Source organism: Pseudomonas sp. 210_17 TE3656 (assembly GCF_054821965.1).
In genome coordinates this window covers 1,024,066-1,049,485 of record NZ_JBTRBC010000001.1, presented here as the reverse complement: position 1 = coordinate 1,049,485, position 25,420 = coordinate 1,024,066, and the positions used below count along the sequence as shown (strand labels likewise).

General features: G+C 61.8%; 26 protein-coding genes. 23 read left to right on the top strand and 3 right to left on the bottom strand.

The window, feature by feature from the left end; genetic code table 11:
• Window positions 1–5 precede the first annotated feature (5 nt).
• From fliM to ACVI9W_RS04865, 21 genes are all read left to right on the top strand, one after another.
• Window positions 6–974: a flagellar motor switch protein FliM gene (fliM, locus tag ACVI9W_RS04965; RefSeq protein WP_038613349.1), complete on the top strand. Its 969-nt coding sequence runs from the start codon at window positions 6–8 to the stop codon at window positions 972–974.
• Window positions 975–1,022: 48 nt separating this feature from the next.
• Window positions 1,023–1,493 (top strand): flagellar motor switch protein FliN, encoded by a 471-nt coding sequence (gene fliN, locus ACVI9W_RS04960; protein WP_038613347.1) that lies wholly within the window; start codon window positions 1,023–1,025, stop codon window positions 1,491–1,493.
• A 48-nt stretch (window positions 1,494–1,541) separates the two neighbouring features.
• Window positions 1,542–1,946, top strand: a complete 405-nt coding sequence (gene fliO / locus ACVI9W_RS04955) for a flagellar biosynthetic protein FliO (protein WP_461531793.1) — start codon at window positions 1,542–1,544, stop codon at window positions 1,944–1,946.
• A complete protein-coding gene (fliP, locus tag ACVI9W_RS04950; protein WP_461529360.1) occupies window positions 1,946–2,698 on the top strand; it encodes a flagellar type III secretion system pore protein FliP in 753 nt (250 codons plus the stop codon). The genes fliO and fliP overlap by 1 nt, the downstream gene beginning before the upstream one ends.
• Window positions 2,699–2,719: 21 nt before the next feature.
• A complete protein-coding gene (fliQ, locus tag ACVI9W_RS04945; protein WP_461529359.1) occupies window positions 2,720–2,989 on the top strand; it encodes a flagellar biosynthesis protein FliQ in 270 nt (89 codons plus the stop codon).
• A 7-nt stretch (window positions 2,990–2,996) separates the two neighbouring features.
• Window positions 2,997–3,773, top strand: coding sequence for a flagellar biosynthetic protein FliR (fliR, locus tag ACVI9W_RS04940; protein ID WP_038613341.1), 777 nt, complete (start codon window positions 2,997–2,999; stop codon window positions 3,771–3,773).
• 2 nt (window positions 3,774–3,775) lie between these two features.
• On the top strand, window positions 3,776–4,909 hold the full coding sequence (gene flhB / locus ACVI9W_RS04935; RefSeq protein WP_461529358.1) for a flagellar biosynthesis protein FlhB: 1,134 nt from the start codon (window positions 3,776–3,778) through the stop codon (window positions 4,907–4,909).
• A gap of 197 nt (window positions 4,910–5,106) precedes the next feature.
• Window positions 5,107–7,236, top strand: a complete 2,130-nt coding sequence (flhA, locus tag ACVI9W_RS04930; protein WP_038613337.1) for a flagellar biosynthesis protein FlhA — start codon at window positions 5,107–5,109, stop codon at window positions 7,234–7,236.
• An 11-nt stretch (window positions 7,237–7,247) separates the two neighbouring features.
• Window positions 7,248–8,558 carry a flagellar biosynthesis protein FlhF gene (gene flhF, locus ACVI9W_RS04925; RefSeq protein WP_461529357.1) on the top strand — a complete coding sequence of 437 codons (1,311 nt, stop codon included), beginning with the start codon at window positions 7,248–7,250 and terminating at the stop codon, window positions 8,556–8,558.
• Window positions 8,559–8,677: 119 nt separating this feature from the next.
• The gene (fleN, locus tag ACVI9W_RS04920; protein ID WP_038613333.1) at window positions 8,678–9,511 is read left to right on the top strand and encodes a flagellar synthesis regulator FleN; all 834 of its coding nucleotides are present in this window, start codon (window positions 8,678–8,680) and stop codon (window positions 9,509–9,511) included.
• Window positions 9,508–10,248 carry an RNA polymerase sigma factor FliA gene (gene fliA / locus ACVI9W_RS04915; protein ID WP_038613331.1) on the top strand — a complete coding sequence of 247 codons (741 nt, stop codon included), beginning with the start codon at window positions 9,508–9,510 and terminating at the stop codon, window positions 10,246–10,248. Before fleN ends, fliA begins: the two co-directional genes overlap by 4 nt.
• 104 nt (window positions 10,249–10,352) lie before the next feature.
• The gene (locus tag ACVI9W_RS04910; protein WP_036990294.1) at window positions 10,353–10,727 is read left to right on the top strand and encodes a chemotaxis response regulator CheY; all 375 of its coding nucleotides are present in this window, start codon (window positions 10,353–10,355) and stop codon (window positions 10,725–10,727) included.
• Between the two features lie 19 nt (window positions 10,728–10,746).
• Window positions 10,747–11,535 (top strand): protein phosphatase CheZ, encoded by a 789-nt coding sequence (locus tag ACVI9W_RS04905; protein ID WP_038613329.1) that lies wholly within the window; start codon window positions 10,747–10,749, stop codon window positions 11,533–11,535.
• A gap of 12 nt (window positions 11,536–11,547) precedes the next feature.
• Window positions 11,548–13,758 (top strand): chemotaxis protein CheA, encoded by a 2,211-nt coding sequence (locus ACVI9W_RS04900; RefSeq protein WP_461529356.1) that lies wholly within the window; start codon window positions 11,548–11,550, stop codon window positions 13,756–13,758.
• A 45-nt stretch (window positions 13,759–13,803) separates the two neighbouring features.
• Complete coding sequence (locus ACVI9W_RS04895) at window positions 13,804–14,913, top strand: protein-glutamate methylesterase/protein-glutamine glutaminase (protein WP_038613325.1); 1,110 nt, start codon at window positions 13,804–13,806, stop codon at window positions 14,911–14,913.
• Window positions 14,913–15,653 (top strand): flagellar motor protein, encoded by a 741-nt coding sequence (locus tag ACVI9W_RS04890; protein WP_461529355.1) that lies wholly within the window; start codon window positions 14,913–14,915, stop codon window positions 15,651–15,653. The genes ACVI9W_RS04895 and ACVI9W_RS04890 overlap by 1 nt, the downstream gene beginning before the upstream one ends.
• Window positions 15,654–15,656: 3 nt before the next feature.
• Entirely contained in the window at window positions 15,657–16,544 is an 888-nt protein-coding gene (gene motD / locus ACVI9W_RS04885; RefSeq protein WP_038613321.1) for a flagellar motor protein MotD, read from the top strand.
• 44 nt (window positions 16,545–16,588) lie between these two features.
• Window positions 16,589–17,377 carry a ParA family protein gene (locus ACVI9W_RS04880; protein WP_038613320.1) on the top strand — a complete coding sequence of 263 codons (789 nt, stop codon included), beginning with the start codon at window positions 16,589–16,591 and terminating at the stop codon, window positions 17,375–17,377.
• Window positions 17,377–18,261, top strand: a complete 885-nt coding sequence (locus tag ACVI9W_RS04875; protein ID WP_461529354.1) for a CheW domain-containing protein — start codon at window positions 17,377–17,379, stop codon at window positions 18,259–18,261. Before ACVI9W_RS04880 ends, ACVI9W_RS04875 begins: the two co-directional genes overlap by 1 nt.
• Window positions 18,262–18,322: 61 nt before the next feature.
• Window positions 18,323–18,802 (top strand): chemotaxis protein CheW, encoded by a 480-nt coding sequence (locus ACVI9W_RS04870; protein WP_028945467.1) that lies wholly within the window; start codon window positions 18,323–18,325, stop codon window positions 18,800–18,802.
• Between the two features lies 1 nt (window position 18,803).
• Complete coding sequence (locus tag ACVI9W_RS04865; RefSeq protein ID WP_203475736.1) at window positions 18,804–19,199, top strand: DUF2802 domain-containing protein; 396 nt, start codon at window positions 18,804–18,806, stop codon at window positions 19,197–19,199.
• A gap of 39 nt (window positions 19,200–19,238) precedes the next feature.
• Here the strand turns inward: ACVI9W_RS04865 and ACVI9W_RS04860 are convergent, their stop codons facing one another.
• The 3 genes from ACVI9W_RS04860 to fliK are packed head-to-tail and all read right to left on the bottom strand — an operon-like array spanning window position 19,239 to window position 23,957.
• Complete coding sequence (locus ACVI9W_RS04860) at window positions 19,239–22,010, bottom strand: dermonecrotic toxin domain-containing protein (RefSeq protein ID WP_461529353.1); 2,772 nt, start codon at window positions 22,008–22,010, stop codon at window positions 19,239–19,241.
• 52 nt (window positions 22,011–22,062) lie between these two features.
• Window positions 22,063–22,392: an EscU/YscU/HrcU family type III secretion system export apparatus switch protein gene (locus tag ACVI9W_RS04855; RefSeq protein ID WP_157193477.1), complete on the bottom strand. Its 330-nt coding sequence runs from the start codon at window positions 22,390–22,392 to the stop codon at window positions 22,063–22,065.
• Window positions 22,389–23,957, bottom strand: a complete 1,569-nt coding sequence (gene fliK / locus ACVI9W_RS04850) for a flagellar hook-length control protein FliK (protein WP_461529352.1) — start codon at window positions 23,955–23,957, stop codon at window positions 22,389–22,391. Before fliK ends, ACVI9W_RS04855 begins: the two co-directional genes overlap by 4 nt.
• A gap of 163 nt (window positions 23,958–24,120) precedes the next feature.
• On the opposite strand from fliK, the gene ccmA reads away from it, so the two are divergent.
• Window positions 24,121–24,753, top strand: a complete 633-nt coding sequence (gene ccmA, locus ACVI9W_RS04845; protein ID WP_422417618.1) for a cytochrome c biogenesis heme-transporting ATPase CcmA — start codon at window positions 24,121–24,123, stop codon at window positions 24,751–24,753.
• On the top strand, window positions 24,750–25,418 hold the full coding sequence (gene ccmB / locus ACVI9W_RS04840) for a heme exporter protein CcmB (protein ID WP_038616869.1): 669 nt from the start codon (window positions 24,750–24,752) through the stop codon (window positions 25,416–25,418). The genes ccmA and ccmB overlap by 4 nt, the downstream gene beginning before the upstream one ends.
• The last annotated feature ends 2 nt before the right edge of the window (window positions 25,419–25,420 follow it).

Below are 25,420 nucleotides of genomic sequence, written 5' to 3'. Positions count from 1 at the left end.
CACCGATGGCCGTGCAGGACCTGCTGTCCCAGGATGAAATCGATGCCTTGCTGCATGGCGTTGACGATGGTCTGGTACAAACCGAGAGCCACGCCGAACCTGGCAGCGTCAAAAGCTATGACCTGACCAGCCAGGATCGCATCGTTCGCGGACGCATGCCGACCCTGGAAATGATCAACGAACGTTTCGCCCGTTACACCCGTATCAGCATGTTCAACCTGTTGCGTCGCTCTGCCGACGTCGCGGTTGGCGGTGTGCAGGTGATGAAGTTCGGTGAATATGTGCACTCGCTGTATGTGCCGACCAGTTTGAACCTGGTGAAGATCAAGCCGCTGCGCGGTACTTCGCTGTTCATTCTCGACGCCAAGCTGGTGTTCAAACTGGTAGACAACTTCTTTGGCGGTGACGGTCGTCACGCCAAGATCGAGGGGCGAGAGTTCACTCCGACCGAGCTGCGCGTGGTGCGCATGGTCCTCGACCAGGCGTTCGTCGATCTCAAGGAAGCCTGGCAGGCGATCATGCCGGTCAACTTCGAGTACATAAACTCCGAGGTCAACCCGGCGATGGCCAACATTGTCGGGCCGAGCGAGGCAGTGGTGGTCTCGACTTTCCACATCGAACTCGATGGCGGTGGCGGCGACCTGCACGTGACCATGCCGTATTCGATGATCGAGCCGGTACGCGAAATGCTCGACGCCGGCTTCCAGTCCGACCTGGATGACCAGGACGAGCGCTGGATCAAGGCCCTGCGCGAAGACGTGCTGGATGTCAGCGTGCCGCTGAGCGCCACGGTCGCCCGTCGTCAGTTGAAGCTGCGCGACATCCTGCACATGCAGCCCGGTGATGTGATTCCGGTCGAGCTGCCTGATGAGCTGATCCTGCGGGCCAACGGCGTGCCGTCGTTCAAGGCCAAGCTGGGTTCGCACAAAGGCACCCTGGCCCTGCAGATTATCGATCCGATCGAGCGCCGCTGAGTGGCGCCGGTTGTTCCAACTCCGAATTGATTGCCCGTCGAGGACAAAATGGTTAACGAAAACGACATCACCTCTCCGGAAGAGCAGGCTCTGGCCGATGAGTGGGCGGCTGCCCTGGAAGAAACCGGCGACGCCGGCCAGGCCGATATTGATGCTTTGCTGGCGGCAGACGTTGGTGGCGGCGGTTCGTCCTCCAATCGCCTGCCAATGGAAGAGTTCGGCAGCTCTCCTCGCAGTAACGAGCAGGTGACCCTCGATGGCCCGAACCTGGACGTGATCCTGGACATTCCAGTGAGCATCTCCATGGAAGTCGGCAGCACCGAGATCAATATCCGCAACCTGCTGCAGCTCAATCAGGGCTCGGTGATCGAGCTGGATCGTCTGGCTGGTGAACCGCTTGACGTGCTGGTCAACGGCACGCTGATTGCCCATGGTGAGGTGGTAGTGGTCAACGAAAAGTTCGGCATTCGCCTGACTGACGTGATCAGTCCGAGCGAACGTATCAAGAAGCTGCGCTGAGTGAGCCGCTTCCTGTCGCGCGGCCTGGCATTGGCTGGCGCCCTGTACATGGACGTGGCGCTGGCCACTGTGCAGCCGGCTGCCGCTGTGGTGGTGCCAGGCAGTGGCAGCAGCGCTGCCGGGCAACTGACCCAGCTGGTGCTGGGGTTGCTGCTGGTGCTGGGGCTGATTTTTCTGCTTGCCTGGCTGTTACGCCGGGTGCAGAACGCCGCGCCTGGCTCAGGCCAGGTCATCGAAATTCTCGGTAGTCGCACCTTGGGTCCCAGGGATCGCCTGTTGCTGATACAGGTCGGCAAAGAGCAGATCCTGATCGGTCATACGCCTGGCAGCATCGAGGCTTTGCACGTTTTGGCCGAACCGGTCGAGGTGCCTGTCGGTGCGCGTCAGGCAACACCAGAATTCGCCCAGCGCCTGATGGAGCTGATGGGCAAGGATCAGAAGGGTAGGTCGTAATGGGCGCGTTGCGCATGATCTTGACGCTGCTGTTGCTGTTGGCAGCGCCACTGGCCCAGGCCGCCGATCCCTTGTCGATCCCGGCCATCACCCTGTCCAATGGTGCGGACGGGCAGCAGGAGTATTCGGTCAGCCTGCAGATTCTGCTGATCATGACGGCGCTGAGTTTCATTCCGGCGTTCGTCATTCTGATGACCAGCTTCACCCGCATCATCATTGTCTTCTCCATCCTGCGCCAGGCCCTGGGCCTGCAGCAGACGCCGTCGAACCAGATCCTCACCGGTATGGCGCTGTTCCTGACCATGTTCATCATGGCGCCGGTGTTCGACCGGGTGAACAAGGATGCCCTGCAGCCCTACCTGAACGAACAGATGGTGGCTCAGGAGGCGATTGCCAAGGCGCAGGTGCCGCTCAAGGACTTCATGCTCGCCCAGACTCGCCAGAGTGACCTGGACCTGTTCATGCGCCTGTCCAAGCGCACCGACATTGCCAGCCCCGATCAGGCGCCGCTGACCATCCTGGTGCCGGCATTCGTCACCTCGGAGCTGAAAACCGCCTTCCAGATCGGTTTCATGATCTTCATTCCGTTCCTGATCATCGACCTGGTGGTGGCCAGTGTGCTGATGGCCATGGGTATGATGATGCTCTCGCCGCTGATCATCTCGTTGCCGTTCAAGATCATGCTGTTCGTGCTGGTCGATGGCTGGGCCCTGATCATGGGTACCCTGGCCGGCAGTTTCGGCGGCGTCTGACGCCGCAAGGAGAAGTAGACCATGACCCCTGAAGTGGCCGTCGATCTGTTTCGTGATGCGCTGTGGCTGACCACTCTGATGGTTGCCGTGCTGGTGGTGCCGAGCTTGCTGGTGGGCTTGGTCGTGGCGATGTTCCAGGCGGCCACGCAGATCAACGAACAGACCTTGAGCTTTCTGCCGCGTCTGCTGGTGATGCTGGTGACGCTGATCGTGGCCGGGCCGTGGCTGGTGCAGAAGTTCATGGAATACATCCTGTCGTTGTACGGCAGCATTCCGCAGCTGATCGGCTGACGTGTCCATGCTTGAGCTGACCGATGCGCAGATAAGCACGTGGGTGGCCAGTTTCATCCTGCCGCTGTTTCGCGTGACCGCCGTGCTGATGACCATGCCGGTGTTCGGTACCACTCTGCTGCCGGCGCGCGTTCGTCTGTACTTTGCCCTGGCAATTACCGTGGTGATCGTGCCCGGTTTACCGCCGATGCCTGAGGTCCATGCGCTTGACCTCAGTGCGTTGCTGCTGATTGCCGAGCAGGTCATCATCGGTGCGCTGTTCGGCATGTCGTTACAACTGTTTTTCCAGGTCTTCGTGGTTGCCGGGCAGATTGTCGCGATCCAGATGGGTATGGCGTTCGCCTCCATGGTCGACCCGGCCAACGGCGTCAACGTTGCGGTGATCGGCCAGTTCCTGACCATGCTTGTGACCTTGTTGTTTCTGGCTATCAACGGTCATCTGGTGGTGTTCGAGGTGCTCACCGAGAGTTTCACCACCTTGCCGGTGGGCAGTGGTTTGCTGGTCAATCATTTCTGGGATCTGGCCGGGCGCCTGAGTTGGGTGCTGGGTGCTGCGCTGTTGCTGGTGCTGCCGGCCATCACCGCGTTGCTGGTGGTCAACATCGCTTTTGGTGTGATGACGCGTGCGGCGCCGCAGTTGAACATCTTCTCCATCGGTTTTCCGCTGACCCTGGTGCTGGGGCTCGGGATCTTCTGGATTACCCTGGCTGACATTCTTCCGCACTACCACGCACTGGCCTCCGAGGCCTTGCAATGGATGCGTGAGCTGGCGAGGGCGCGCTGAGCATGGCAGAGAGCGAGAGCGGTCAGGACAAAACAGAAGACCCCACCGACAAACGCAAGAAGGACGCGCGGAAAAAGGGCGAGATCGCGCGCTCCAAAGAACTCAATACAGTGGCGGTGACCCTGGCTGGCGCCGGCGCATTGCTGGCGTTTGGTGGTGGCATGGCTGAAGCCTTGATGGAGTTGATGCGCAGCAACTTCATTTTGTCTCGCGAAGTGATCACTGATGAGCGCTTCATGGGGATTTTCCTCATGGCTGCCGGTAAGTCTGCGTTGGTCATCGTCCAGCCGGTGTTGCTGGTCTTGCTGGTGGCATCGATCATCGGTCCGGTGGCTTTGGGCGGCTTCCTGTTTTCCGGCAGTCTGTTGCAGCCCAAGTTCAGTCGAATGAACCCGCTGGCCGGGATCAAGCGGATGTTTTCGGTCAACGCTTTGTCCGAGTTGCTCAAGGCGCTGGCCAAGTTCTTCATGATTCTGATCGTTGCGCTGGTGGTGTTGTCGGCGGACCGTGACGATCTGCTGGCGATCGCCAACGAGCCCTTGGACCAGGCGGTTATCCACTGCGTTCAGGTGGTGGGCTGGAGTGCGCTGTGGATGGCTGCCGGTTTGCTGTTGATCGCAGCGGCGGACGTGCCGCTCCAGCTCTGGCAGACGCACAAAAAGATGCTGATGACCAAGCAAGAGGTGCGTGACGAGTACAAGGACAGCGAAGGCAAGCCGGAGGTCAAACAGCGTATCCGCCAGCTCCAGCGCGAAGCGTCGCAGCGGCGGATGATGGCGGCGATCCCCGAAGCGGACGTCATCATTACCAACCCGACCCACTATGCCGTGGCGCTCAAGTACGACCCGGAGAAGGGCGCTGCGCCTTTGCTGCTGGCCAAGGGTGCCGACTTCATTGCCTTGAAAATCCGTGAAATTGCCAATGAGCACAAGATCCAGGTGCTTGAGTCCCCGGCGTTGGCGCGTTCGATTTACTACTCAACGGAGCTTGAGGAAGAGATTCCTGCCGGGCTGTACCTGGCCGTGGCCCAGGTGCTGGCCTATGTCTTCCAGATCCGCCAGTACCGGGCGGGCAAGGGCAAACCGCCGGAGCCGCTCAAGGATCTGCCGATTCCGCCGGACCTACAGCACGACTAAGGCTCGGTGGGAGCGGGCTTGCCCCGCGATGCGATATGGCTGACAGATCGCAATCGCGGGGCAAGCCCGCTCCCACCGTAAGCCCGCCTCCACACAAAAACGCCGCATTCCTCAAAGTTGGAAAGCTTCTTGCAAAGGCAGCGCAGCGCGCGTCAGAAACGCGTCAAAGTTTTGCTTGAGCTAGACGAGGAATACCGGTGGATCGCTCTCAGTTAATCAGCAATGCCCGTAACAACCTGGCCGGGTTAGGCCGGGGGAATCTGGGTGTGCCGCTGTTGCTGCTGGTGATGCTGGCAATGATGATGTTGCCGATCCCGCCGTTTTTGCTCGACGTGTTTTTCACCTTCAACATCGCGCTGTCGATCGTGGTCCTGCTGGTCTGCGTCTACGCCCTGCGCCCCCTCGATTTCGCTGCGTTTCCAACCATCCTGCTGGTGGCAACCTTGCTGCGCCTGGCGCTGAACGTGGCCTCTACGCGGGTGGTCATGCTCCATGGTCAAGATGGCCATGCCGCCGCCGGTAAAGTGATCCAGGCCTTCGGTGAAGTGGTGATCGGCGGCAACTACGTGGTCGGTATCGTGGTGTTTGCGATCCTGATGATCATCAACTTCGTGGTGGTGACCAAGGGTGCCGGGCGTATTTCCGAGGTGAGCGCACGTTTCACCCTCGATGCAATGCCGGGCAAGCAGATGGCCATCGACGCCGACCTCAACGCCGGTCTGATCGATCAGGCCCAGGCCAAGGCGCGACGCTCTGAAGTGGCCCAGGAGGCCGAGTTCTACGGTTCGATGGACGGTGCCAGCAAGTTCGTTCGCGGTGACGCCATCGCCGGCCTGCTGATCCTCTTCATCAACCTGATCGGCGGCATGCTGGTCGGTATGTTCCAGCACGGCATGACCTTCGGCGATGCCGGTAGAGTCTATGCCTTGCTGACCATCGGTGACGGTTTGGTGGCGCAATTGCCATCACTGCTGTTGTCCACCGCTGCAGCCATCATGGTGACCCGTGCCTCCGGTTCCGAAGACATGGGTAACCAGATCAACCGGCAGATGTTCACTTCGCCCAAGGCGCTGGGGGTATCGGCGGGGATCATGATCGTCATGGGCCTGGTGCCGGGCATGCCGCACTTCGCCTTCCTGAGCCTGGGGCTGGTGGCCGCTGGCGGTGCCTATTGGCTGTGGCGCAAGCAGAACCTGGCCAAGGTCAAAGCCCAGGAAGAAGTTCAGCGCCAGCAGGACCTGTTGCCCTCGCCGCAGCGCGCCATGGAAACCAAGGAACTGGGCTGGGACGATGTCACGCCGATCGATATGATCGGCCTGGAGGTCGGCTATCGGTTGATTCCCCTGGTCGACCGCAATCAGGGTGGGCAGTTGCTGGCGCGGATCAAGGGGGTGCGCAAAAAGCTCTCCCAGGACCTGGGTTTTCTCATGCCCACGGTGCATATCCGTGACAACCTCGACCTGGCGCCCAGTGCCTATCGCCTGACCCTGATGGGGGTGATCCTGGCCGAAGCCGAGATCTATCCGGACCGCGAGCTGGCCATCAACCCCGGGCAGGTCTTTGGCACCCTCAACGGTATTGCCGCCCGCGACCCGGCGTTCGGGCTGGAAGCGGTGTGGATCGATGTCAATCAGCGCAGTCAGGCGCAATCGCTGGGTTACACCGTGGTGGATGCCAGTACCGTGGTTGCGACCCACCTGAACCAGATTCTGCACAAGCACTGCCACGAACTGATTGGCCACGAGGAAGTCCAACAACTGCTGCAGGTGTTGGCCAAGGCCTCGCCCAAGCTTGCCGAAGAGTTGGTGCCGGGCGTCATTTCGTTGTCGGGGCTGCTCAAGGTCCTGCAGGCGTTGCTCGCCGAGCAGGTGCCGGTGCGTGATATCCGCAGCATTGCCGAAGCTATCGCCAACAATGCGGTCAAGAGTCAAGATACCGCCGCGCTGGTGGCGGTGGTGCGCGTCGGATTGTGTCGCGCTATCGTGCAAAGCATTGTCGGCGTTGAGTCCGAGCTGCCTGTGATCACCCTTGAGCCAAGGTTGGAACAGATTTTGCTCAATAGTCTGCAAAGGGCCGGGCAAGGTCAGGAAGACGGTGTTCTTCTTGAGCCGAGCATGGCCGAAAAGCTTCAGCGTTCGTTGATCGAGGCTGCCCAGCGTCAAGAGATGCAAGGGCAACCGGCGATCCTGCTGGTCGCAGGACCGGTACGGGCGATGCTGTCGCGCTTCGGCCGCCTGGCTGTACCGAATTTGCATGTTTTGGCGTATCAGGAAATACCTGACAACAAGCAAGTTACCATCGTTGCCACAGTAGGCCCCAACGGCTGAGGTAGTGGGTTATGCAAGTTAAGCGTTTTTTCGCCGCCGATATGCGTCAGGCCATGAAGCTGGTTCGAGATGAGCTGGGGGCTGATGCCGCCATCATCGGCAACCGACGGATTGCTGGCGGTGTCGAGCTGACGGCTGCGCTGGACTACAAGCTGTCCGCCCTGGCGCCACGGGTTCCGAATGTCGAGCTCGAAGATGAACTGCGCAAGACCCAGTCGCGCATCGTCACCGCCCAGGCCGAGCTCAGTAGCCGCAGCGAAAGCGAAGACGGCAACCGCCAGCTGTTTGCCGGCTTGCCGCTGACCGCCTCCGAGCCGCTGGTCGAGACGCCTGTGGAGACGCCGGTGGCACCGGTTGCCGCGGCTGCCGCGCCGGTTGATCCGCGCCTGTTCGATGCCATGCGCTCCGAGCTCAGCGGCCTGCGCGAGTTGCTCGAAGTTCAGCTCGGTTCGCTGGCCTGGAGTCAGCTGCAGGGTAACCAGCCGCAGCAGGCCAACCTCTGGCGCCGTTTGCAGCGTATCGGTCTGTCCGGCCCGCTGGCGCATGAGCTGCTGGCGCAGATCGCCGGCATCGAAGAGCCTCGTCATGCCTGGCGCATGCTGCTCGCGCATCTGGCGCGGCGTATCGATGTGCCGGAAGTCGAGCCGATCGAAGAGGGCGGCGTGATCGCCATGGTCGGGCCGGCGGGCATGGGCAAGACCACCACCCTGGCCAAACTGGCGGCGCGTTATGTGCTCAAGTATGGCGCGCAGAATCTGGCGCTGGTGAGCATGGACAGTTTTCGCATCGGTGCTCAGGAGCAGCTCAAGACCCTGGGGCGGATCCTCAATGTCTCGGTGACCCACGTCGATCCCGGCCAGTCGCTGGCCCAGGCGCTGGAGCCGTTGCTGCGCAAGCGTGTGGTGCTGATCGATACCGCTGGCCTGCAAGCCAGTGATCCGGCCCTGCGCATGCAGCTGGAAACCCTGGCAGGACGCGGTATTGCGTCTAAAAATTATCTGGTGCTGGCGACGACCAGCCAGAAGCAGGTGCTCACTGCCGCCTATCACAGCTACAAGCGCTGCGGGCTGGCCGGGTGCATCCTGACCAAGCTTGATGAAACGGCCTGCCTCGGCGAAGTCCTGAGCCTGGCCATCAGTCACGAATTGCCAGTGGCCTATCTAACCGATGGGCCGCGCATTCCTGACGATCTGCACCTGCCGCGCCGGCACCAGCTGGTCAGCCGCGCGGTGAGTGTGCAGATGCAGGACGAGCCCAGCGAAGAGGCAATGGCCGATATGTTCGCTGATCTCTACCACAGCCCCGGCAAGCGTGTTGGCTGAGGTGATTGTGAAGACGTTGCAAAGTATCTGCATTGATGGACTGCCAGGCATTTTTCAGGTGTTGAAAGCGCAGCCGGTCATGTGGCCTCGGTCTAAGCAAGACAAGGTAATGAACAAACATGGGTAGCATGCATCCCGTACAGGTGATCGCCGTGACTGGCGGCAAAGGTGGCGTCGGCAAGACCAATGTGTCGGTGAACCTGTCATTGGCGCTGGCAGAGCTTGGCCGTCGGGTCATGCTGCTGGATGCCGACCTGGGCCTGGCCAACGTCGACGTATTGCTCGGCCTGACGCCCAAGCGCACCCTGGCCGACGTGATTGAGGGCCGCTGCGAGCTGCGCGATGTGCTGCTGCAGGGGCCGGGTGGCGTGCGCATTGTGCCCGCCGCTTCCGGCACGCAGAGCATGGTGCACCTGGCGCCTGCCCAGCATGCAGGTCTGATTCAGGCCTTCAGCGAGATCGGCGACAACCTCGATGTGCTGGTGATCGATACCGCTGCCGGTATTGGTGACTCGGTAGTCAGTTTCGTCCGCGCAGCCCAGGAAGTGCTGTTGGTGGTGTGCGACGAACCGACCTCGATCACCGACGCCTACGCGCTGATCAAGCTGCTCAACCGCGATTACGGCATGAACCGCTTCCGGGTCCTGGCCAACATGGCGCAAAGCCCGCAGGAAGGGCGCAACCTGTTCGCCAAGTTGACCAAGGTCACTGATCGCTTCCTCGACGTTGCCCTACAATACGTCGGCGCGGTGCCTTACGACGAGTGTGTGCGCAAGGCGGTGCAAAAGCAGCGAGCGGTCTATGAAGCCTTTCCGCGTTCCAAGTGCGCGCTGGCATTCAAGGCCATTGCCCAGAAGGTCGATACCTGGCCGCTGCCTGCCAACCCGCGTGGTCACCTGGAGTTTTTTGTCGAACGCCTGGTGCAGCCGACGAGCGCGGGACCTGTGCTATGAACGCCAGCGGATACCGGATGTACAGCAACGCGTCTCGCGATGGTCAGTACGAGTTGATCGAGCGCTACGCGCCGTTGGTCAAGCGTATCGCCTATCACTTGCTGGCGCGTTTGCCGGCCAGTGTCCAGGTCGAGGATCTGATCCAGGCCGGCATGATCGGCCTACTCGAAGTCAGCAACAAGTATGACGCGAGCAAGGGTGCCAGTTTTGAGACCTACGCCGGTATCCGTATCCGTGGGGCAATGCTTGACGAAGTACGTAAAGGGGACTGGGCTCCGCGCTCGGTCCACCGCAATACCCGCATGGTCAGTGACGCGATTCGTGCAATTGAAGCAAAAACCGGCCGTGACGCTAAAGATCACGAGGTTGCTGCCGAACTTCAATTGAGTCTCGATGATTACTACGGGATTTTGAATGACACCCTGGGCAGCCGCCTGTTCAGTTTCGACGACCTGTTACAGGACGGCGAACATGAAGGCCTGCACGAGGACGGCGCCAGTGCCCAGCTCGAGCCTTCGCGCGATCTGGAAGACGAGCGTTTTCAGGCAGCCCTGGCCGATGCCATCGCCAACCTGCCTGAACGCGAGCGTCTGGTCCTGGCGCTGTACTACGACGAAGAGCTGAACCTCAAGGAAATCGGTGAGGTCCTGGGTGTCAGCGAGTCGCGCGTCAGCCAGTTGCACAGCCAGTGCGCGGCGCGTTTGCGTGGTCGCCTGGGGGAATGGCGGGCGCGTTGAACGCAGGTTCAATGCAGTCGCGAAATGTAGTGCCCGAATTGATTGAATGCGCGTTCAGCGCTGAGCGCGTTAAAGACTGCTTGGAGGTCTAATTGAACAAAGACATGAAAATCCTCATCGTCGACGATTTTTCGACGATGCGGCGGATCATCAAGAACCTGCTGCGTGACCTGGGCTTCACCAATACCCAGGAAGCCGATGACGGCAACACGGCGCTGCCGATGCTCGAAAGCGGTCATTTCGATTTTCTCGTGACCGACTGGAACATGCCGGGCATGTCCGGTATCGACCTGCTGCGCAAAGTGCGTGCCGACGAGCGCCTCAAGCACCTGCCGGTGCTGATGGTGACTGCCGAAGCCAAGCGCGAGCAGATCATCGAAGCGGCCCAGGCCGGCGTCAACGGCTATGTGGTCAAGCCGTTCACTGCCCAGGTGCTGAAAGAAAAGATCGAGAAGATCTTCGAGCGCGTCAACAGCTAAGACACGCCACGGGGGCGCTATGGAGCAAACACATTCATCGTTGGACGGCTTCGAGTCGACACTGAAGAAGCATGCCCACGAACTGGTCGACAGTCTCGAGCGGGGCAAATTCGGCGACGCGGTGCAACTGATCCATCAGCTGAACCAGACCCGTGACCGTGGCCTGTACCAGGAAGTCGGCAAGCTTACGCGTGAGCTGCACAGTGCGATCGTCAGTTTCCAGATCGATCCGCAAATGCCGCAGGCCGAGGAAGTCTCGCAGATCACCGATGCGACCGAGCGCCTGTCCTATGTGGTCAAGCTGACCGAGGGCGCGGCGAACCGGACCATGGATCTGGTCGAGGAGAGCACCCCGGTCCTCCACGAGCTGAGTGACGAAGCCCGCGATCTGCGCGCCGACTGGCAGCGCTTCTTGCGCCGTGAAGTGGCCGCGCCGGAGTTCCGCGAGCTGATGCACCGTGTCGACCGTTTCCTGGAGCGTAGTGAGGAAGGCAGCCGCAAGGTCGCCGGCCACCTCAACGACATCCTCCTGGCTCAGGACTATCAGGACCTGACCGGTCAGGTGATCAAACGTGTCACGGCACTGGTCACCGAAGTAGAAAGCAATCTGCTCAAGCTCGTGCTGATGGCCAGTCAAGTCGACCGCTTTGCCGGTATCGAACATGACCACCAGCAGCTGCGCGCTGAAAAAGATCAAGAAAAACATCCGACTCGGGGTGAAGGTCCACAGATTCATGCCGATAAACGTGAAGACGTTGTGTCCGGTCAGGACGATGTCGACGATCTGCTGTCCAGTCTGGGTTTTTAGGGAGCACGTTTAATGAGCTTCGGCGCCGATGAAGAAATCCTTCAGGATTTCCTGGTAGAAGCCGGCGAGATTCTTGAGCAACTGTCCGAGCAACTGGTCGAGCTGGAAAGCCGTCCGGATGATGCCGATCTGCTCAATGCGATCTTTCGCGGTTTTCACACTGTAAAAGGGGGCGCCGGCTTCCTCCAGCTCAACGAGCTGGTGGAGTGCTGCCACATCGCCGAAAACGTCTTCGACATCCTGCGCAAGGGTGAGCGACGCGTCGATGCCGAACTGATGGACGTGGTCCTGGAAGCCCTGGACACGGTCAACAGCATGTTCGGCCAGGTGCGCGAGCGCAGCGATATCACGCCGGCCACGCCTGAGCTGCTGGCGGCCTTGTCGCGTCTGGCTGAACCTGCTCCGGTCGCCGCAGCTGAGCCGGTGCTGGAGCAGGCGCCAGAAGCGCCCGCCGAAGCGGACATTACCGATACCGAATTCGAACAGCTGCTCGACTCGCTCAATGCGGTCAAGGCTGAGGCCGAAGCCCAGGTGCAGACGCCGGCTGCGGCCAGCGACGAAATCACCGATGCCGAGTTCGAGTCGCTGCTCGACCAGTTGCACGGCAAGGGCCAGTTTGCTCCTGACAGCGTCAGCGCACCTGCGCCGGTGGCGCAATCCACCCAGAGCGCCAGCGACGAAATCACCGATGATGAGTTCGAGGCGTTGCTTGACCAGTTGCATGGCAAAGGCAGCTTCGCCGCCGATGCCTTGCCGGGTGCAGTAGCGCCCGCTCCAGAGCCGGCCGCTGCGGCGTCGGGCGATCATATTTCCGAGCATGAATTCGAAGCCTTGCTCGATGAGCTGCACGGCAAGGGCAAGTTCGCCGCGGACAGCGTTGCAACGGCCGCTGCGCCAGCTGCTGCGGTTGCCGCCAAGCCTGCTGCAGCTCCAGCTCCAGCTCCAGCTGTTGCCAAGCCTGCCGCCGCACCCGCTGCCGCCGCACCGGCCAAAGCCGCAGCGCCAGCCCCGGCGCGCCAGGCCGCGCCAGCTGGCGACAAGGCCGCCAGCGAAACGGAAACCACCGTGCGGGTCGATACCGCGCGCCTGGACGAGATCATGAACATGGTCGGCGAACTGGTGCTGGTGCGTAACCGCCTGGTGCGCCTGGGCCTGAACAGCGGCGATGAAGCCATGTCCAAGGCGGTGTCGAACCTCGACGTGGTGACCGCCGACCTGCAGACCGCGGTGATGAAAACCCGCATGCAGCCGATCAAGAAGGTCTTCGGGCGCTTCCCGCGCCTGGTTCGTGACCTGGCCCGGCAGTTGAAGAAAGAGATCAACCTGGAGCTGGTCGGTGAAGAAACCGACCTCGACAAGAACCTCGTCGAAGCCTTGGCCGACCCGTTGGTGCACTTGGTGCGCAACGCCGTCGACCACGGCATCGAAACCCCGGAAGAGCGCGAAGCGGCGGGTAAATCCCGCGGCGGCAAAGTGGTGCTGTCGGCCGAGCAGGAAGGCGATCACATCCTGCTGTCGATCTCCGATGACGGCAAGGGCATGGACGCCAACGTCCTGCGCGCCATTGCGGTCAAGCGCGGGGTGATGGACAAGGATGCCGCCGACCGCCTGAGCGAAACCGAGTGCTACAACCTGATCTTCGCCCCGGGTTTCTCGACCAAGACCGAGATCTCCGATGTCTCCGGGCGCGGCGTGGGCATGGACGTGGTGAAAACCAAGATCTCCCAGCTCAACGGCTCGATCAATATCTACTCGACCAAGGGCCTGGGTTCGAAGATCGTCATCAAGGTGCCGCTGACCCTGGCGATCATGCCGACCCTGATGGTCATGCTCGGCAATCAGGCGTTCGCCTTCCCGCTGGTCAACGTCAACGAGATCTTCCACCTGGACCTGTCGCGCACCAATGTGGTCGACGGCCAGGAAGTGGTCATCGTTCGCGACAAAGCCTTGCCGCTGTTCTACCTCAAGCGCTGGCTGGTCAGTTCCGCCGCTCATGAAGAGCAACGCGAAGGGCACGTGGTGATCCTTTCGGTCGGCACCCAGCGGATCGGCTTCGTCGTCGATCAGTTGGTCGGCCAGGAAGAAGTGGTCATCAAACCGCTGGGCAAGATGCTCCAGGGCACGCCGGGCATGTCGGGCGCCACCATTACCGGTGACGGGCGCATTGCGCTGATCCTCGACGTTCCGAGCATGCTCAAGCGTTACGCCGCCCGGCGTATTTGATTCTGGTGGCGCGGCCCGCACGCCGCGCCCCCTAATGGAGTGTTTATGGCAGTCAAGGTCCTGGTGGTGGATGATTCCGGTTTCTTCCGCCGCCGAGTCTCGGAAATTCTTTCAGCGGACCCGACTATCCAGGTCGTCGGTACCGCGACCAACGGCAAGGAAGCGATCGACCAGGCACTGTCGCTCAAGCCCGATGTCATCACCATGGACTACGAAATGCCCATGATGGATGGCATCACCGCTGTACGTCACATCATGCAGCGCTGTCCGACCCCGGTGTTGATGTTCTCCTCGCTGACCCACGAAGGCGCGCGGGTGACCCTCGATGCCCTGGATGCCGGTGCCGTCGACTACCTGCCGAAAAACTTCGAAGACATCTCCCGCAACCCGGAGAAGGTCAAGCAGTTGCTGTGTGAAAAGGTCCATACCATTTCTCGTAGTAACCGCCGTTCAATCAGCTATGCCGCGCCAGTGCCGCAACCGGCCAGCCATACCCAGCCGAGCGTCAGCAGCCTGGGCAGCAGCCCTGCACCACGGGCTGCAGCACCGGTACGGGCGGCGGCTTCTGCTGCCTCGCCTGCACCCAAGCGCAAGCCTTACAAACTGGTGGCCATCGGTACCTCCACCGGCGGCCCGGTGGCGCTGCAGCGGGTCCTGACCCAGCTGCCAGCCAATTTTCCGGCACCGATCGTGCTGATCCAGCATATGCCCGCTGCTTTCACCAAGGCTTTTGCCGAGCGCCTCGACAAGCTGTGCAAGATCAGCGTCAAGGAAGCCGAAGACGGCGACATGCTGCGTCCCGGCCTGGCCTTGCTGGCCCCGGGGGGCAAGCAGATGATGATCGACGGCCGCGGTGCGGTGAAGATCCTGCCGGGTGACGAGCGCCTGAACTACAAGCCGTGTGTGGACATCACCTTTGGCTCGGCGGCCAAATCCTACGGCGACAAGGTGCTGTCGGTGGTGCTCACTGGCATGGGCGCCGATGGCCGCGAGGGTGCGCGCCTGCTCAAGCAGGGCGGCAGCACGGTCTGGGCCCAGGATGAGGCCAGCTGCGTGATCTACGGCATGCCCATGGCCATCGTCAAAGCCAACCTGGCCGACGCGGTCTATAGCCTGGACGAGATCGGCAAGCACCTGGTCGAGGCGTGCGTCTGATGGATGTCTTGAGCCTTATCGGGATCATCCTGGCGTTTGTCGCGATTGTCGGCGGCAATTACCTCGAGGGTGGTCACCTCTCGGCGCTGCTCAACGGCCCTGCGGCCTTGATCGTGCTCGGCGGCACCTTGGCTGCGGCGCTGCTGCAGTCACCCATGAGTGCCTTCAAGCGGGCGCTGCAGATCGTGCGCTGGATTCTTTTTCCGCCGCGTATCGACCTGGCTGGCGGTATCGACCGGGTGGTCAACTGGAGCATGACCGCACGCAAGGAAGGCCTGTTGGGCCTGGAAGGCGTGGCCGATGCCGAGCCCGATCCTTACGCGCGCAAGGGCTTGCAGCTGCTGGTCGACGGTGCCGAACCTGAAGCCATCCGCAGCATCCTCGAAGTGGATTTCTATACCCAGGAAAGCCGCGACATCCAGGCTGCCAAGGTGTTCGAGTGCATGGGCGGCTATGCGCCGACCATCGGTATCATCGGTGCGGTCATGGGCCTGATTCATGTCATGGGCAACCTGGCCGACCCTTCGCAACTGGGTAACGGTATTGCCGTCGCCTTTGTCGCCACCATCTACGGTGTGGCGAGTGCCAACCTGATCCTGCTGCCGATTGCCAACAAGCTCAAGGCGCTGGCCATGCGTCAGTCGCGCTACCGGGAAATGCTCCTGGAAGGCCTGCTGTCGATTGCCGAGGGCGAGAACCCGCGCTCGATCGAGCTGAAGCTTCAGGGCTTCATGGAGTAACACATGGCACGCCGTCGACAACCTGAGGAACACGAAAACCACGAACGCTGGCTGGTGTCCTACGCGGACTTCATCACCTTGCTGTTCGCCTTTTTCGTGGTCATGTACTCGATTTCCTCGATCAACGAGGGCAAGTACAAGATCCTCTCCCAGGCGCTGATCGGGGTGTTCAACGACCCCGAGAAGAGCATGCGGCCGATCCCCATCGGCGATGAGCGGCCGCTGACCGTAAAACCGGCCGAGCCGCTGATCAAGGACAGTGACCAGGTCGATGCCGGCCTTGCGCAAACCAGCAGCGATCCGCTGAAAACCATCACCGATGACGTGCGCGACGCCTTTGGCGACCTGATCAAGTCCGACCAGATGACCGTGCGCGGTAACGAGTTGTGGGTCGAGATCGAGCTCAACTCCTCGCTGCTGTTCGGCAGTGGCGATGCGATGCCCAGCGATGTTGCGTTCAACATCATCGAAAAGGTGGCGAAGATCCTCAAACCGTTCGCCAACCCGGTGCATGTCGAAGGTTTCACCGATGACCTGCCGATCCGCACCGCGCAGTACCCGACCAACTGGGAACTGTCCTCGGCACGCGCCGCCAGTATTGTCCGCTTGCTGGCTATGGAAGGGGTCAACCCGGCGCGCATGGCCTCGGTCGGCTATGGCGAGTTCCAGCCGATTGCCACTAACGACAGCGCCGAGGGCCGCGCGCGCAACCGTCGGGTGGTACTGGTGATTTCACGCAATCTCGAAGTACGCCGCAGCCTGACCGGAACTGGCAGCGCCAACGCGACGCCAGATGCGGCAATGAAGCGGGCTGGCACACAAACTGCACCGCCAGCGCTATCACCGACGGTGGGGGGCAATCGCGTCAATCCTCCGTCACCGACCCTATAACCGTTCCCGGCAGGGCAGGTTGCCGTACCGGGAGGAAGCAACGAATGAGAGTCTGGGCAGTAGCCAATCAAAAAGGTGGTGTCGGCAAGACCACCACGTCCATCGCCCTGGCCGGCTTGCTGGCCGAGGCGGGCAAGCGCGTGGTCGTGGTCGACCTCGACCCCCACGGGTCGATGACCAGCTACTTCGGACACAACCCGGACGTGCTGGAGCACAGCTGCTACGACCTGTTCCTGCACAAAGGTACGGTTCCCGAAGGCTTGCCCGGGCAATTGCTGCTGCCGACCAGTGACGAAAAAATATCCCTGCTGCCGTCCAGTACCGCGTTGGCGGTGCTCGAGCGCCAGTCGCCGGGGCAAAGTGGCCTGGGCCTGGTGATCGCCAAGTCTCTGGCGCAGCTGTGGCAGGATTTCGACTACGCCATCATCGACAGCCCGCCCTTGCTTGGCGTGCTGATGGTCAACGCGCTGGCGGCCAGTCAGCAACTGGTGATCCCGGTGCAAACCGAGTACCTGGCGGTCAAGGGCCTGGAACGCATGGTCAGTACCCTGGCGATGGTCAACCGGTCGCGCAAGCAGGCCTTGCCCTACCACATCGTGCCAACCCTGTTCGACCGCCGCACCCAGGCCTCCATGGGCACCTTGCGGGTGTTGCGCGACGCTTACCCGGAGAACATCTGGCAAGGCTACATCCCGGTCGATACCCGCCTGCGTGATGCCAGCCGTGCCGGGCTGACGCCGTCGCAGTTCGATGGCAAGAGCCGCGGGGTGGTGGCCTACCGGGCGCTGCTCAAGCACCTGCTGACGCACAACATCGCTCAGCAGGTGGCCTGATGAATCGCCCGCAAAAGCTTGCTACCGGCCCGCAACTGGCGCTGCAGTCGTACCTTGACGGCTTGCTCCACGAAGCCACCGAGGTACTTGATCGGGTCGAGCCGCTGGTTGAGATCGATGAGTTCCAGGCGGCGGTGCTTGAGGAGCAGGCACGCGATGCCCAGGTTGCGCGTCTGCACAAGCCGGTGGTAGCTCAGGCAGCGCCTTTGCCTTTCGCCGAACCTGCGCCTGTGGTGCTCCCGGCGGTCATGCCGGTTGTAGCGCTCGAGCCTGAGTCCGAACCCGAACCCGAACCCGAACCCGTCCGTGTCGAAGTCGCCGCCGACCTGCCTGCACCGGTCGAGCCGCTGGTGGAAGTCCATCTGCCTCCAGCGCCCAACCAGCCGGTACCGCCGGCCACCGTTGACGGGCGTCCGGCCTGGGCTGCCGAGCCGTTCGAATGCCTGTTGTTCGACGTCGCCGGGCTGACCCTGGCGGTGCCACTGGTGTGTCTGGGTTCGATCTATTCGCTGGCGGGGCACGAGCTGACGCCGCTGTTCGGCCAGCCAGACTGGTTCCTGGGCCTTCTGCCGAGCCAGAGCGGCAACCTCAAGGTGCTGGACACTGCGCGTTGGGTCATGCCCGACCGCTACCGCGAGGACTTTCGCCAGGGCCTGCAATACGTGATTTCGGTCCAGGGCTATGAGTGGGGGCTGGCGGTGCATCAGGTCAGCCGCTCGCTGCGCCTGGACCCCAACGAGATCAAATGGCGCAGCCAGCGTGGTCAACGCCCGTGGCTGGCCGGTACCGTTATCGAACACATGTGCGCGTTGCTCGACGTTGCCGAACTGGCCGAGTTGATCGCCAGCGGCGCGGTCAAGCAACTGCACGCCAAGCATAACTAATCGGTCGCGCCTGCGATCGCACTGAGCACTCCGCCAAAGGCGGATTTTGAGGGATAGGGGAATGAAAAAGTCGTCTGCACAAGGTTCCGAAGATCCGATCCTGCAGTGGGTAACCTTCAAGCTGGACAACGAGTCCTACGGCATCAATGTGATGCAGGTGCAGGAAGTCCTGCGCTACACCGAGATCGCCCCGGTCCCGGGTGCGCCGAGCTACGTACTGGGCATCATCAACCTGCGCGGCAACGTGGTCACCGTGATCGATACCCGTCAGCGCTTCGGCCTGATGTCGAGTGAAATCACCGACAACAGCCGCATCGTCATCATCGAAGCCGACAAGCAAGTGGTCGGTATCCTGGTCGACAGCGTTGCCGAAGTGGTTTACCTGCGCCAGTCGGAAATCGAGACCGCACCGAATGTCGGTAACGAAGAGTCGGCCAAGTTCATCCAGGGCGTGTGCAACAAGAACAACGAACTGCTGATCCTGGTCGAGCTGGACAAGATGATGACCGAGGAAGAGTGGTCCGAGCTGGAGAACATCTGAGTTGATCCTTGAGGTTGCAGTCATATTTCTGGCGCTGCTCTGGGCGCTGAGCCTGTGGTTTTTCCTCAACTACAGCAAGCGTCAGCGCGAGCTGGCCGCCCAGCAGGCCCAGGGTGATGCGCTGCGTGATCAACGCATCAAAGACCTGGCCAAACGTCTGGACGACTACCAGAACGGCAGCGTGCGCATGGGCGAAGCCCTGCACGAATTGCGCGCGACGGTCGCGCCCTTGCCGGACAAGCTCCTGCAACTGGAGCAGCGCGACCCCAACAGCCTGTCGTTCGCCCAGGCGGCGCGGCTGGTGGGCATGGGTGCCAGCGTAGATGAACTCACCCAGTCCTGCGGCCTGACCCAGGCTGAGGCGGAGCTGATGAGCAAGGTGCACCGCAGCGAGTGAGACAAGAAAAGGCGACCATCAGGTCGCCTTTTTCGTGACTCAGGTATGCGCCCACGAATGCTGGCCACCAACCTTGGCGAAACGGCCAAGCGGCAGCAGCTCGCGCTCGATCGCACTCCAGGCTTGCAGGTCGACGTACAACCAGCTTTTGGTTCGCGGTATGGCGTAAAGGTTTCTGAGTTGGCGCAATCGGTACAGGTCCGGTAGCAGGCGGTCGACCACGGCGGTCAGCATGCCCGGGCCGGTAAGCCGGTTCAGTCGACTGGCATAAGCGTAGAAACCTGCCGGGTCGTCGTCTTTGTCTGGCCTGGATTGGTAAAAGTCCGGTTCGGCCTGATAGCGCCCGTGCATTTCCTCGGAAATGGCGATCAGCGTAGGGTTGCCAGGGTGGCTGCCGATCATGCTGGTGTTGTACTGCTGGTCCATGCTCAGTTTTTCATTGGACATGGCCGGGTGCAGCAGCAGGCCATCCTCGGTGGCAGCAAGTTCCACTTCATCGACGCCCTGCGCCCCGCACGGCGTCAACCAACCGATACAGCCGGAGCGGTTGCTGCCCGGCGCGAGCAACTCGTCGTCGACGTCGATGTACAAGCCGCCCTCATGATGCAGCATCGGATAGCGCAACACGTCCGAGGCCGAGGCGTAGTTGGTGGCCACGCCGCCATTGCCGTCCAGGGCAGCCTGGTACTGGTCGAAGTACTTGCTTTGCTCGAATGCCCTGAAGAACGCCTGCTCCTCTAGCGGCAGGACGGTCAGTCCGGGCGCTTTCAGCTGCAGCTGACGCAGGTTTTGCGCGTACACCGATGGGTTGCTGCGGGACAGGAACAAACGGTACTGGTACTGACTGTTCTTCAACTTGTTCGCGTTTTTGCCGAGGTTTTCCAGCAGTTCGGCGCTGATGGCTTTGTCACCGACCCAGAGGGCGGAAATCGTTTTCGGAATCGGGCGGGCGCCTCGAGTGGGGACGGGCAGTTCGACCGGCAGTGGGAGGTCGATGCCCAAGGCGCGCAGGGTGGACGAGCGCATCTGGTCGGTGACTGCCCGGGCATAGGGATCGGTAGGTGCAAGGGCGTCGCTGCCGGCCTGGGCTTCATAGTAGGTGGGGTCTACGTTGTTCAGGCTATCGGTTTCGAGAAACAGGTCAAATTCCATGTCATAGGCCAGATCGAGCTCCACCACGTAGTCTGGATGGGGCACGAAATAACCGGCCAGATGATCTGGCTGGCCAGTGTATCGAGGGTAGCGGCGCACTGAGCTGGTGACGGCGGCATTGCCGTTATCCAGAGGGGCAATGCGCTCGGGGCGGTGAAAGTAGGGGGCAACCTCCAGTTCAGGCAGGCGTGGCGGGTCGACCGGGCTGAGCGGGTAGCCCAGCTGGTCGTTGACCCGGCTAGGCAAGACGAAGCCGTCGCTCTTGACCCGGAACAATGCACTCCCTTTGGCCAGGCCCTCTACAACCAGAGGCGTGGCATTGAACAGGCCATAGGCAATGTTGCCGACTCCGTCCGCCTTGTCCTGCAGGGTCTTGCCATTGATCGCCTGGTCCAGCCCCAGGCCCAGCTGCGCGATTCCGCCGACTGCGAGCAGCGGCGCCAGCCCGGGTACCACGAAGGCCAGTGGGGTCAGCAGGTTGAGTGCCGAGGTCAGGTATCCGCGCCATTTGGCCTTGGTCACTTCGCTGTTGCTGGTGATGATGAAATCGGCGTCGGCGTAGCTGCGTTGCTGCTGACGTTCTGCCAGGGCCTGGAACACATCACCGCTGAGCCGCGGGTTGTATTTTTTCGGTCGATAGTTGACGTAGTCGCGCGGCGACCAGCGGCCGTCGGTGGTGAAACCGGGACGATTCGAGGACAACCGGTGCACTGCAGGGTATTCCCCCAATCCTGCGAGGGCAGTATCCAGGCCGCTGAAGTCGAGCCCATCGGGCGCATCGGCGAGGTTGAAGTGTTGCTTCAGCGCCTCACGTTTGAGCGGGTCCTGGCATTGGCGGCCGACCCAGTCCTTGAGCTGGACTTCGCTGATGAACTCCAGCAGCGGTGAGCTGTTTCCAGGCATGTAGAGCAAGGTCAGGTCACTGTCGGCGTCGTTGATGTACAGCAGATCGGTGGCGGCATAGCCATAGATACTCAGGGTGCTCAGGCGCAATCTGGAACTGCGCGGCATCAGGCCGGCCGCTTGCCAGGCCAGTTTCCTTGCCGCATCGCTGAGGCTGCCTTCGCCGACCTGCTTGTTGCAGGCCGCGACAAAGCCGAGCTTGGCGGACACGCGGTGGCCTTCCAGGTGGTCGCGCCAGTAGCTGTCGAGCAGAGATTTGTAGCGGCTGTGGAAGTCCAGCTGTTCGATGAAGCGCTGAAAGCCTTCGGCCGGGATCTGCAGGTGCGTTGAATGGTCATAGCGGGCAGGCTCGGTGCGGCGAAACAGCCCGTTGAAGACCTGAAAGGACGCGCCGTACTGGATCAGCTCAGGTGTGGGCAGACGCTCGACGATCCTGACCGGTCCATCGGGGAAAGTCCCGGCCCAGGGCGCCGAAAACAAGTCGCCAAACAGATCGTTATTGGACTCGCCTTGCCAGTTGGACAGGACGGCCTGGGTCAGGCTCATGCGGCTGATAACCACGGCCTGATAGCCATAGGCGCCATCGGGGTGGTAATGCAGGGTCACCACATCGACCTGGTCGGGATCGAGGGTCAGATTGTGTGTCGCTGCCCAGCCACGGATGGCCCGGGTGGCTTCGCGGTCAGGGCGGGGAAAGTTGGCCAGATGCTTGCGTACGTATTGCACGCCGGCGGTGTTGATACAGGTTGTGGGCATGTCGGTCACCGTGATGCGAATGGAACCGACAGGCTTGCCCGGCGTGCCGTACTCAGGGTGGTAGATAATGCTGTGACGGGGTGATGTCGCGCTCTGGCGCGGGCGTGTCGGTGAAGCCCTCGGGGACCTTGCCGCGCAGTTGCCAGGCAAAGGCGATGATCTCGGCGATGGTCAGGTACAGCGCCTCGGGAATCCGCTCACCCAGCTCCATGCGCGCGAGCAGGCGCACCAGTTCGGCATTCTCGTAGATCGGTACTTCGTGTTCGCGGGCAATGGCCAGAATGGCTTCGGCCAGCTCGTCGTCACCTTTGGCACTCAGGATCGGGGCCTGTTGACCGTCGTAGCTCAAGGCAATGGCCTGGCGAGGGTTCTTATCGATCATGCGGTTTCATCCACCCAGCGTTGTTCCAGTCGGGTGCGTGGTCCTTGTGGCGGGGTACCGTGATGGCAATGCAGCTCAGTTACGTTAAGGCCGCGTGCCAGCAGGCGTTCGCGCAAGTTACCCAGCTGACCTTCGATCAATTGCGCGGTACTCGGCAGCTCAGCCCACAGCTGGCTGGACAGGGCGCCCTGGCTGATCTGCGCCTGAACCTGTAGTGGCCCCAGTGGGTGCAGGTCGAAGGACAGTTCGACACGCCAGAGCATTTCCAGCGGGTCGCGGCGTTCGCGCTCAGGGTCGGCTTGCTGCTCCGGGGTTTCTTCGCGTTGCAGTTTGACTTGCAGGGGCAGGAAATCCTGGCCGCTACGCAGGGGGATTTCCAATTGCCAGGTGGTCTGCAGGTTGCCATCGGCGGTGGTACCGGTTTGTTCCAGACTGGCCAGTTGATGGCTTTGCAGGCGGGAAATGGCCGCGGCGGCCAGGCGTAGAAGGTGTTCCAGATCGCCTTCGCCGTCCTGGCTCTGCAGCAGCCGCGAGGGCAGGGGAAAGCCGCCGGGCTGCGGGCGCGGGCTGACCTGGCCAAGCATGCCGAGGGCGTTGCGGACCATGCCGGGCATCACCTGGGCCAGGGTGCTGGCGGCGGCGCTCGGGTTGAACTGAGCGTTACCAGGCAACCCCGGCAACAGCTGGGCTACCAGGCGCACCACCTGCGCCTTGAGGTCGGGGGCGAGGTTGGCGGGCATACCGGCAATCAGCTTGGCCTCCAGGAACACACCGCTGTTGCTCAAGGCCTGGGCAACACCCTTGGGGTCGCTGAGCTGGCGCACGTCCGGCAGGCTGGCCAGCAGCTTGTCCACCGTGGCGCGCAATTCACTGGACGAGCTGTTGTCGTCGCGCACCTGCTGCAGGGCGCTGAGCAAGCCTTGCAGCGACGCCTGGCGACTCTGCTGGGTGCTCAAGTGCTGGGTGATAGCCAACTGCTCCTGGCGCCCGCTCAACGGCACGAACGTCAGCGACTGATCGCCCTGCACCCGGGCACTGAGCAGGCTGCCCACCGGCAGTGGGCGTGGGCTGTCGATGGTCAGGGTGGCGCCTGCTTGAGGGCCGCTGAGCAGGCTCACCAGCGAGCGGAACTGGGCGAGCTGGCCGACCACCTGAGGCAGCGCCTGACTGGTCAGGACCTTGCCTTGCAGCAAGGTGCCGACGGGCATTTCCCGGGTATCGATGCGGGTCAGGCTGGCAACGTTGCTGGCGATCGCCTGTTGCACGCTGATGGTCAGGTTCGAGCTGCTGCTCTGGCTCACCGCCAGCTGGCTGCCTTGCGCCAGTGGCTGGTTGCTGCTGGCCTGGATGTTGGTCTGCTTGCCGTTGTCCTGGGTCAGTTTGAGCAGCATCTGGAAGTCCTGGCCAACCTGACGCAGCGCCAGCACTTCGGCCTTGGCGGTTTCACCGGGGGCCAGCAAGGCTTGTTGCGGTTGCAGCAGGCGCAACAGTTCGCCGGTCATCGCCGAACGCAACTGGGGGGCGGCCGGAATCTGCGCGCCAAGGTTGTTAATTTCGCCTGTCATCAGCTGGCAACCTGTTGAAATAGCCCTCTTTGCAGTAGGACATCACATGTATAATGCCGCCCGATCTTTCGCGATCAGAGCGGCCGGGCTGTATCTGCACTGCCAGTATAACGGCAGCGCCGGGGCCGACTTGAGACAGGTATCCCAAGCATAAGGCGAAACTGTGACCCCTCATCTCGAAGCCGTGGGCCTGGCCTGCGAGCGCGACTGGCGAATGCTGTTCGAAAACCTCGAATTGCACCTGGCTGCTGGCGACATGCTGCAGATCAGCGGCCCCAATGGCAGCGGCAAAACCAGCTTGTTGCGCCTGTTGGCCGGGCTCATGAGCCCGACTGCCGGGCAGATTCGCCTCGACGGTAAGCCCCTGGTTGAACAGCGCCACGAGCTGGCGAAGATCCTCCTGTGGATCGGCCATGCCGCCGGTATCAAAGACCTGCTCAGCCCCGAAGAGAACCTCGCCTGGCTCTGCGCCCTGCATCGCCCGGCCGAACCTGAGGCGATCTGGAAAGCCCTTGAGGCGGTCGGCCTGCGCGGTTTCGAGGATGTTCCCTGTCATACCCTGTCGGCTGGCCAGCAGCGCCGGGTGGCGCTGGCGCGCCTGTATCTGGACAGTCCGCCGTTGTGGATTCTCGACGAACCCTTTACCGCCCTCGACAAGCAGGGCGTGGCCCAGCTTGAGGCGCACCTGGCAGCGCACTGCGAGCAGGGCGGGATGGTCGTGCTGACCACCCACCACACGCTGGAGCGCAAACCGTCCGGTTACCGTGAACTGAACCTGGGGCAGTGGGCCGCATGAGTGTCTTTGTCCTGTTGTTGCGTCGTGAAGCACGTCTGTTGTGCCGCCGTCCGGCGGAGCTGGCCAACCCGCTGGTGTTTTTCGCCATCGTCATCGCACTGTTCCCGTTGGCGGTCGGTCCCGAGACTCAATTGTTGCAAACCTTGTCTCCGGGACTGGTCTGGGTAGCGGCCCTTTTATCGGTTTTGCTCTCGCTGGACGGGCTTTTCCGCAGTGATTTCGAGGATGGTTCGCTGGAGCAGTGGGTCCTTTCGTCGCACCCCCTGCCTCTTCTGGTACTGGCAAAAGTACTGGCACACTGGGCCTTTTCCGGCCTGGCACTGGTATTGTTGGCACCCTTGCTGGCACTGATGCTAGGTTTGCCTTCGGCCTGCCTGCCGGTGCTGCTGGCATCGTTGCTGCTCGGTACTCCGGTACTGAGCCTGCTGGGCGCTGTGGGTGCAGCCCTGACAGTCGGTCTGAAACGTGGCGGCCTGCTGCTGGCGCTACTGATTCTGCCGTTATATATCCCGGTATTGATCCTGGGCAGTGGCGCCTTGCAGGCGGCATTGCAAGCTATGCCGGCGACCGGTTATCTGCTTTGGCTGGGTAGCCTGACCGCCCTGGCAGTAACTCTGGCACCCTTTGCAATAGCGGCTGGCCTGAAGATCAGCGTCGGCGAATAATG

Bases quoted from the DNA above. Each gene is read 5' to 3' on its own strand.
- fliP (WP_461529360.1), top strand. From the start codon at position 1,946: ATGGGCGCGTTGCGCATGATCTTGACGCTGCTGTTGCTGTTGGCAGCG.
- ACVI9W_RS04875 (WP_461529354.1), top strand. From the start codon at position 17,377: ATGAATCGCCCGCAAAAGCTTGCTACCGGCCCGCAACTGGCGCTGCAG.
- fliM (WP_038613349.1), top strand. From the start codon at position 6: ATGGCCGTGCAGGACCTGCTGTCCCAGGATGAAATCGATGCCTTGCTG.
- flhF (WP_461529357.1), top strand. From the start codon at position 7,248: ATGCAAGTTAAGCGTTTTTTCGCCGCCGATATGCGTCAGGCCATGAAG.
- ACVI9W_RS04905 (WP_038613329.1), top strand. From the start codon at position 10,747: ATGGAGCAAACACATTCATCGTTGGACGGCTTCGAGTCGACACTGAAG.
- ACVI9W_RS04895 (WP_038613325.1), top strand. From the start codon at position 13,804: ATGGCAGTCAAGGTCCTGGTGGTGGATGATTCCGGTTTCTTCCGCCGC.
- fliQ (WP_461529359.1), top strand. From the start codon at position 2,720: ATGACCCCTGAAGTGGCCGTCGATCTGTTTCGTGATGCGCTGTGGCTG.
- flhB (WP_461529358.1), top strand. From the start codon at position 3,776: ATGGCAGAGAGCGAGAGCGGTCAGGACAAAACAGAAGACCCCACCGAC.
- ACVI9W_RS04890 (WP_461529355.1), top strand. From the start codon at position 14,913: ATGGATGTCTTGAGCCTTATCGGGATCATCCTGGCGTTTGTCGCGATT.
- ACVI9W_RS04855 (WP_157193477.1), bottom strand. From the start codon at position 22,392: ATGATCGATAAGAACCCTCGCCAGGCCATTGCCTTGAGCTACGACGGT.
- fleN (WP_038613333.1), top strand. From the start codon at position 8,678: ATGGGTAGCATGCATCCCGTACAGGTGATCGCCGTGACTGGCGGCAAA.
- motD (WP_038613321.1), top strand. From the start codon at position 15,657: ATGGCACGCCGTCGACAACCTGAGGAACACGAAAACCACGAACGCTGG.
- ACVI9W_RS04870 (WP_028945467.1), top strand. From the start codon at position 18,323: ATGAAAAAGTCGTCTGCACAAGGTTCCGAAGATCCGATCCTGCAGTGG.
- ACVI9W_RS04880 (WP_038613320.1), top strand. From the start codon at position 16,589: ATGAGAGTCTGGGCAGTAGCCAATCAAAAAGGTGGTGTCGGCAAGACC.
- fliA (WP_038613331.1), top strand. From the start codon at position 9,508: ATGAACGCCAGCGGATACCGGATGTACAGCAACGCGTCTCGCGATGGT.
- ACVI9W_RS04860 (WP_461529353.1), bottom strand. From the start codon at position 22,010: ATGCCCACAACCTGTATCAACACCGCCGGCGTGCAATACGTACGCAAG.
- ACVI9W_RS04900 (WP_461529356.1), top strand. From the start codon at position 11,548: ATGAGCTTCGGCGCCGATGAAGAAATCCTTCAGGATTTCCTGGTAGAA.
- fliK (WP_461529352.1), bottom strand. From the start codon at position 23,957: ATGACAGGCGAAATTAACAACCTTGGCGCGCAGATTCCGGCCGCCCCC.
- ACVI9W_RS04910 (WP_036990294.1), top strand. From the start codon at position 10,353: ATGAAAATCCTCATCGTCGACGATTTTTCGACGATGCGGCGGATCATC.
- ccmB (WP_038616869.1), top strand. From the start codon at position 24,750: ATGAGTGTCTTTGTCCTGTTGTTGCGTCGTGAAGCACGTCTGTTGTGC.
- fliN (WP_038613347.1), top strand. From the start codon at position 1,023: ATGGTTAACGAAAACGACATCACCTCTCCGGAAGAGCAGGCTCTGGCC.
- fliR (WP_038613341.1), top strand. From the start codon at position 2,997: ATGCTTGAGCTGACCGATGCGCAGATAAGCACGTGGGTGGCCAGTTTC.
- fliO (WP_461531793.1), top strand. From the start codon at position 1,542: ATGGACGTGGCGCTGGCCACTGTGCAGCCGGCTGCCGCTGTGGTGGTG.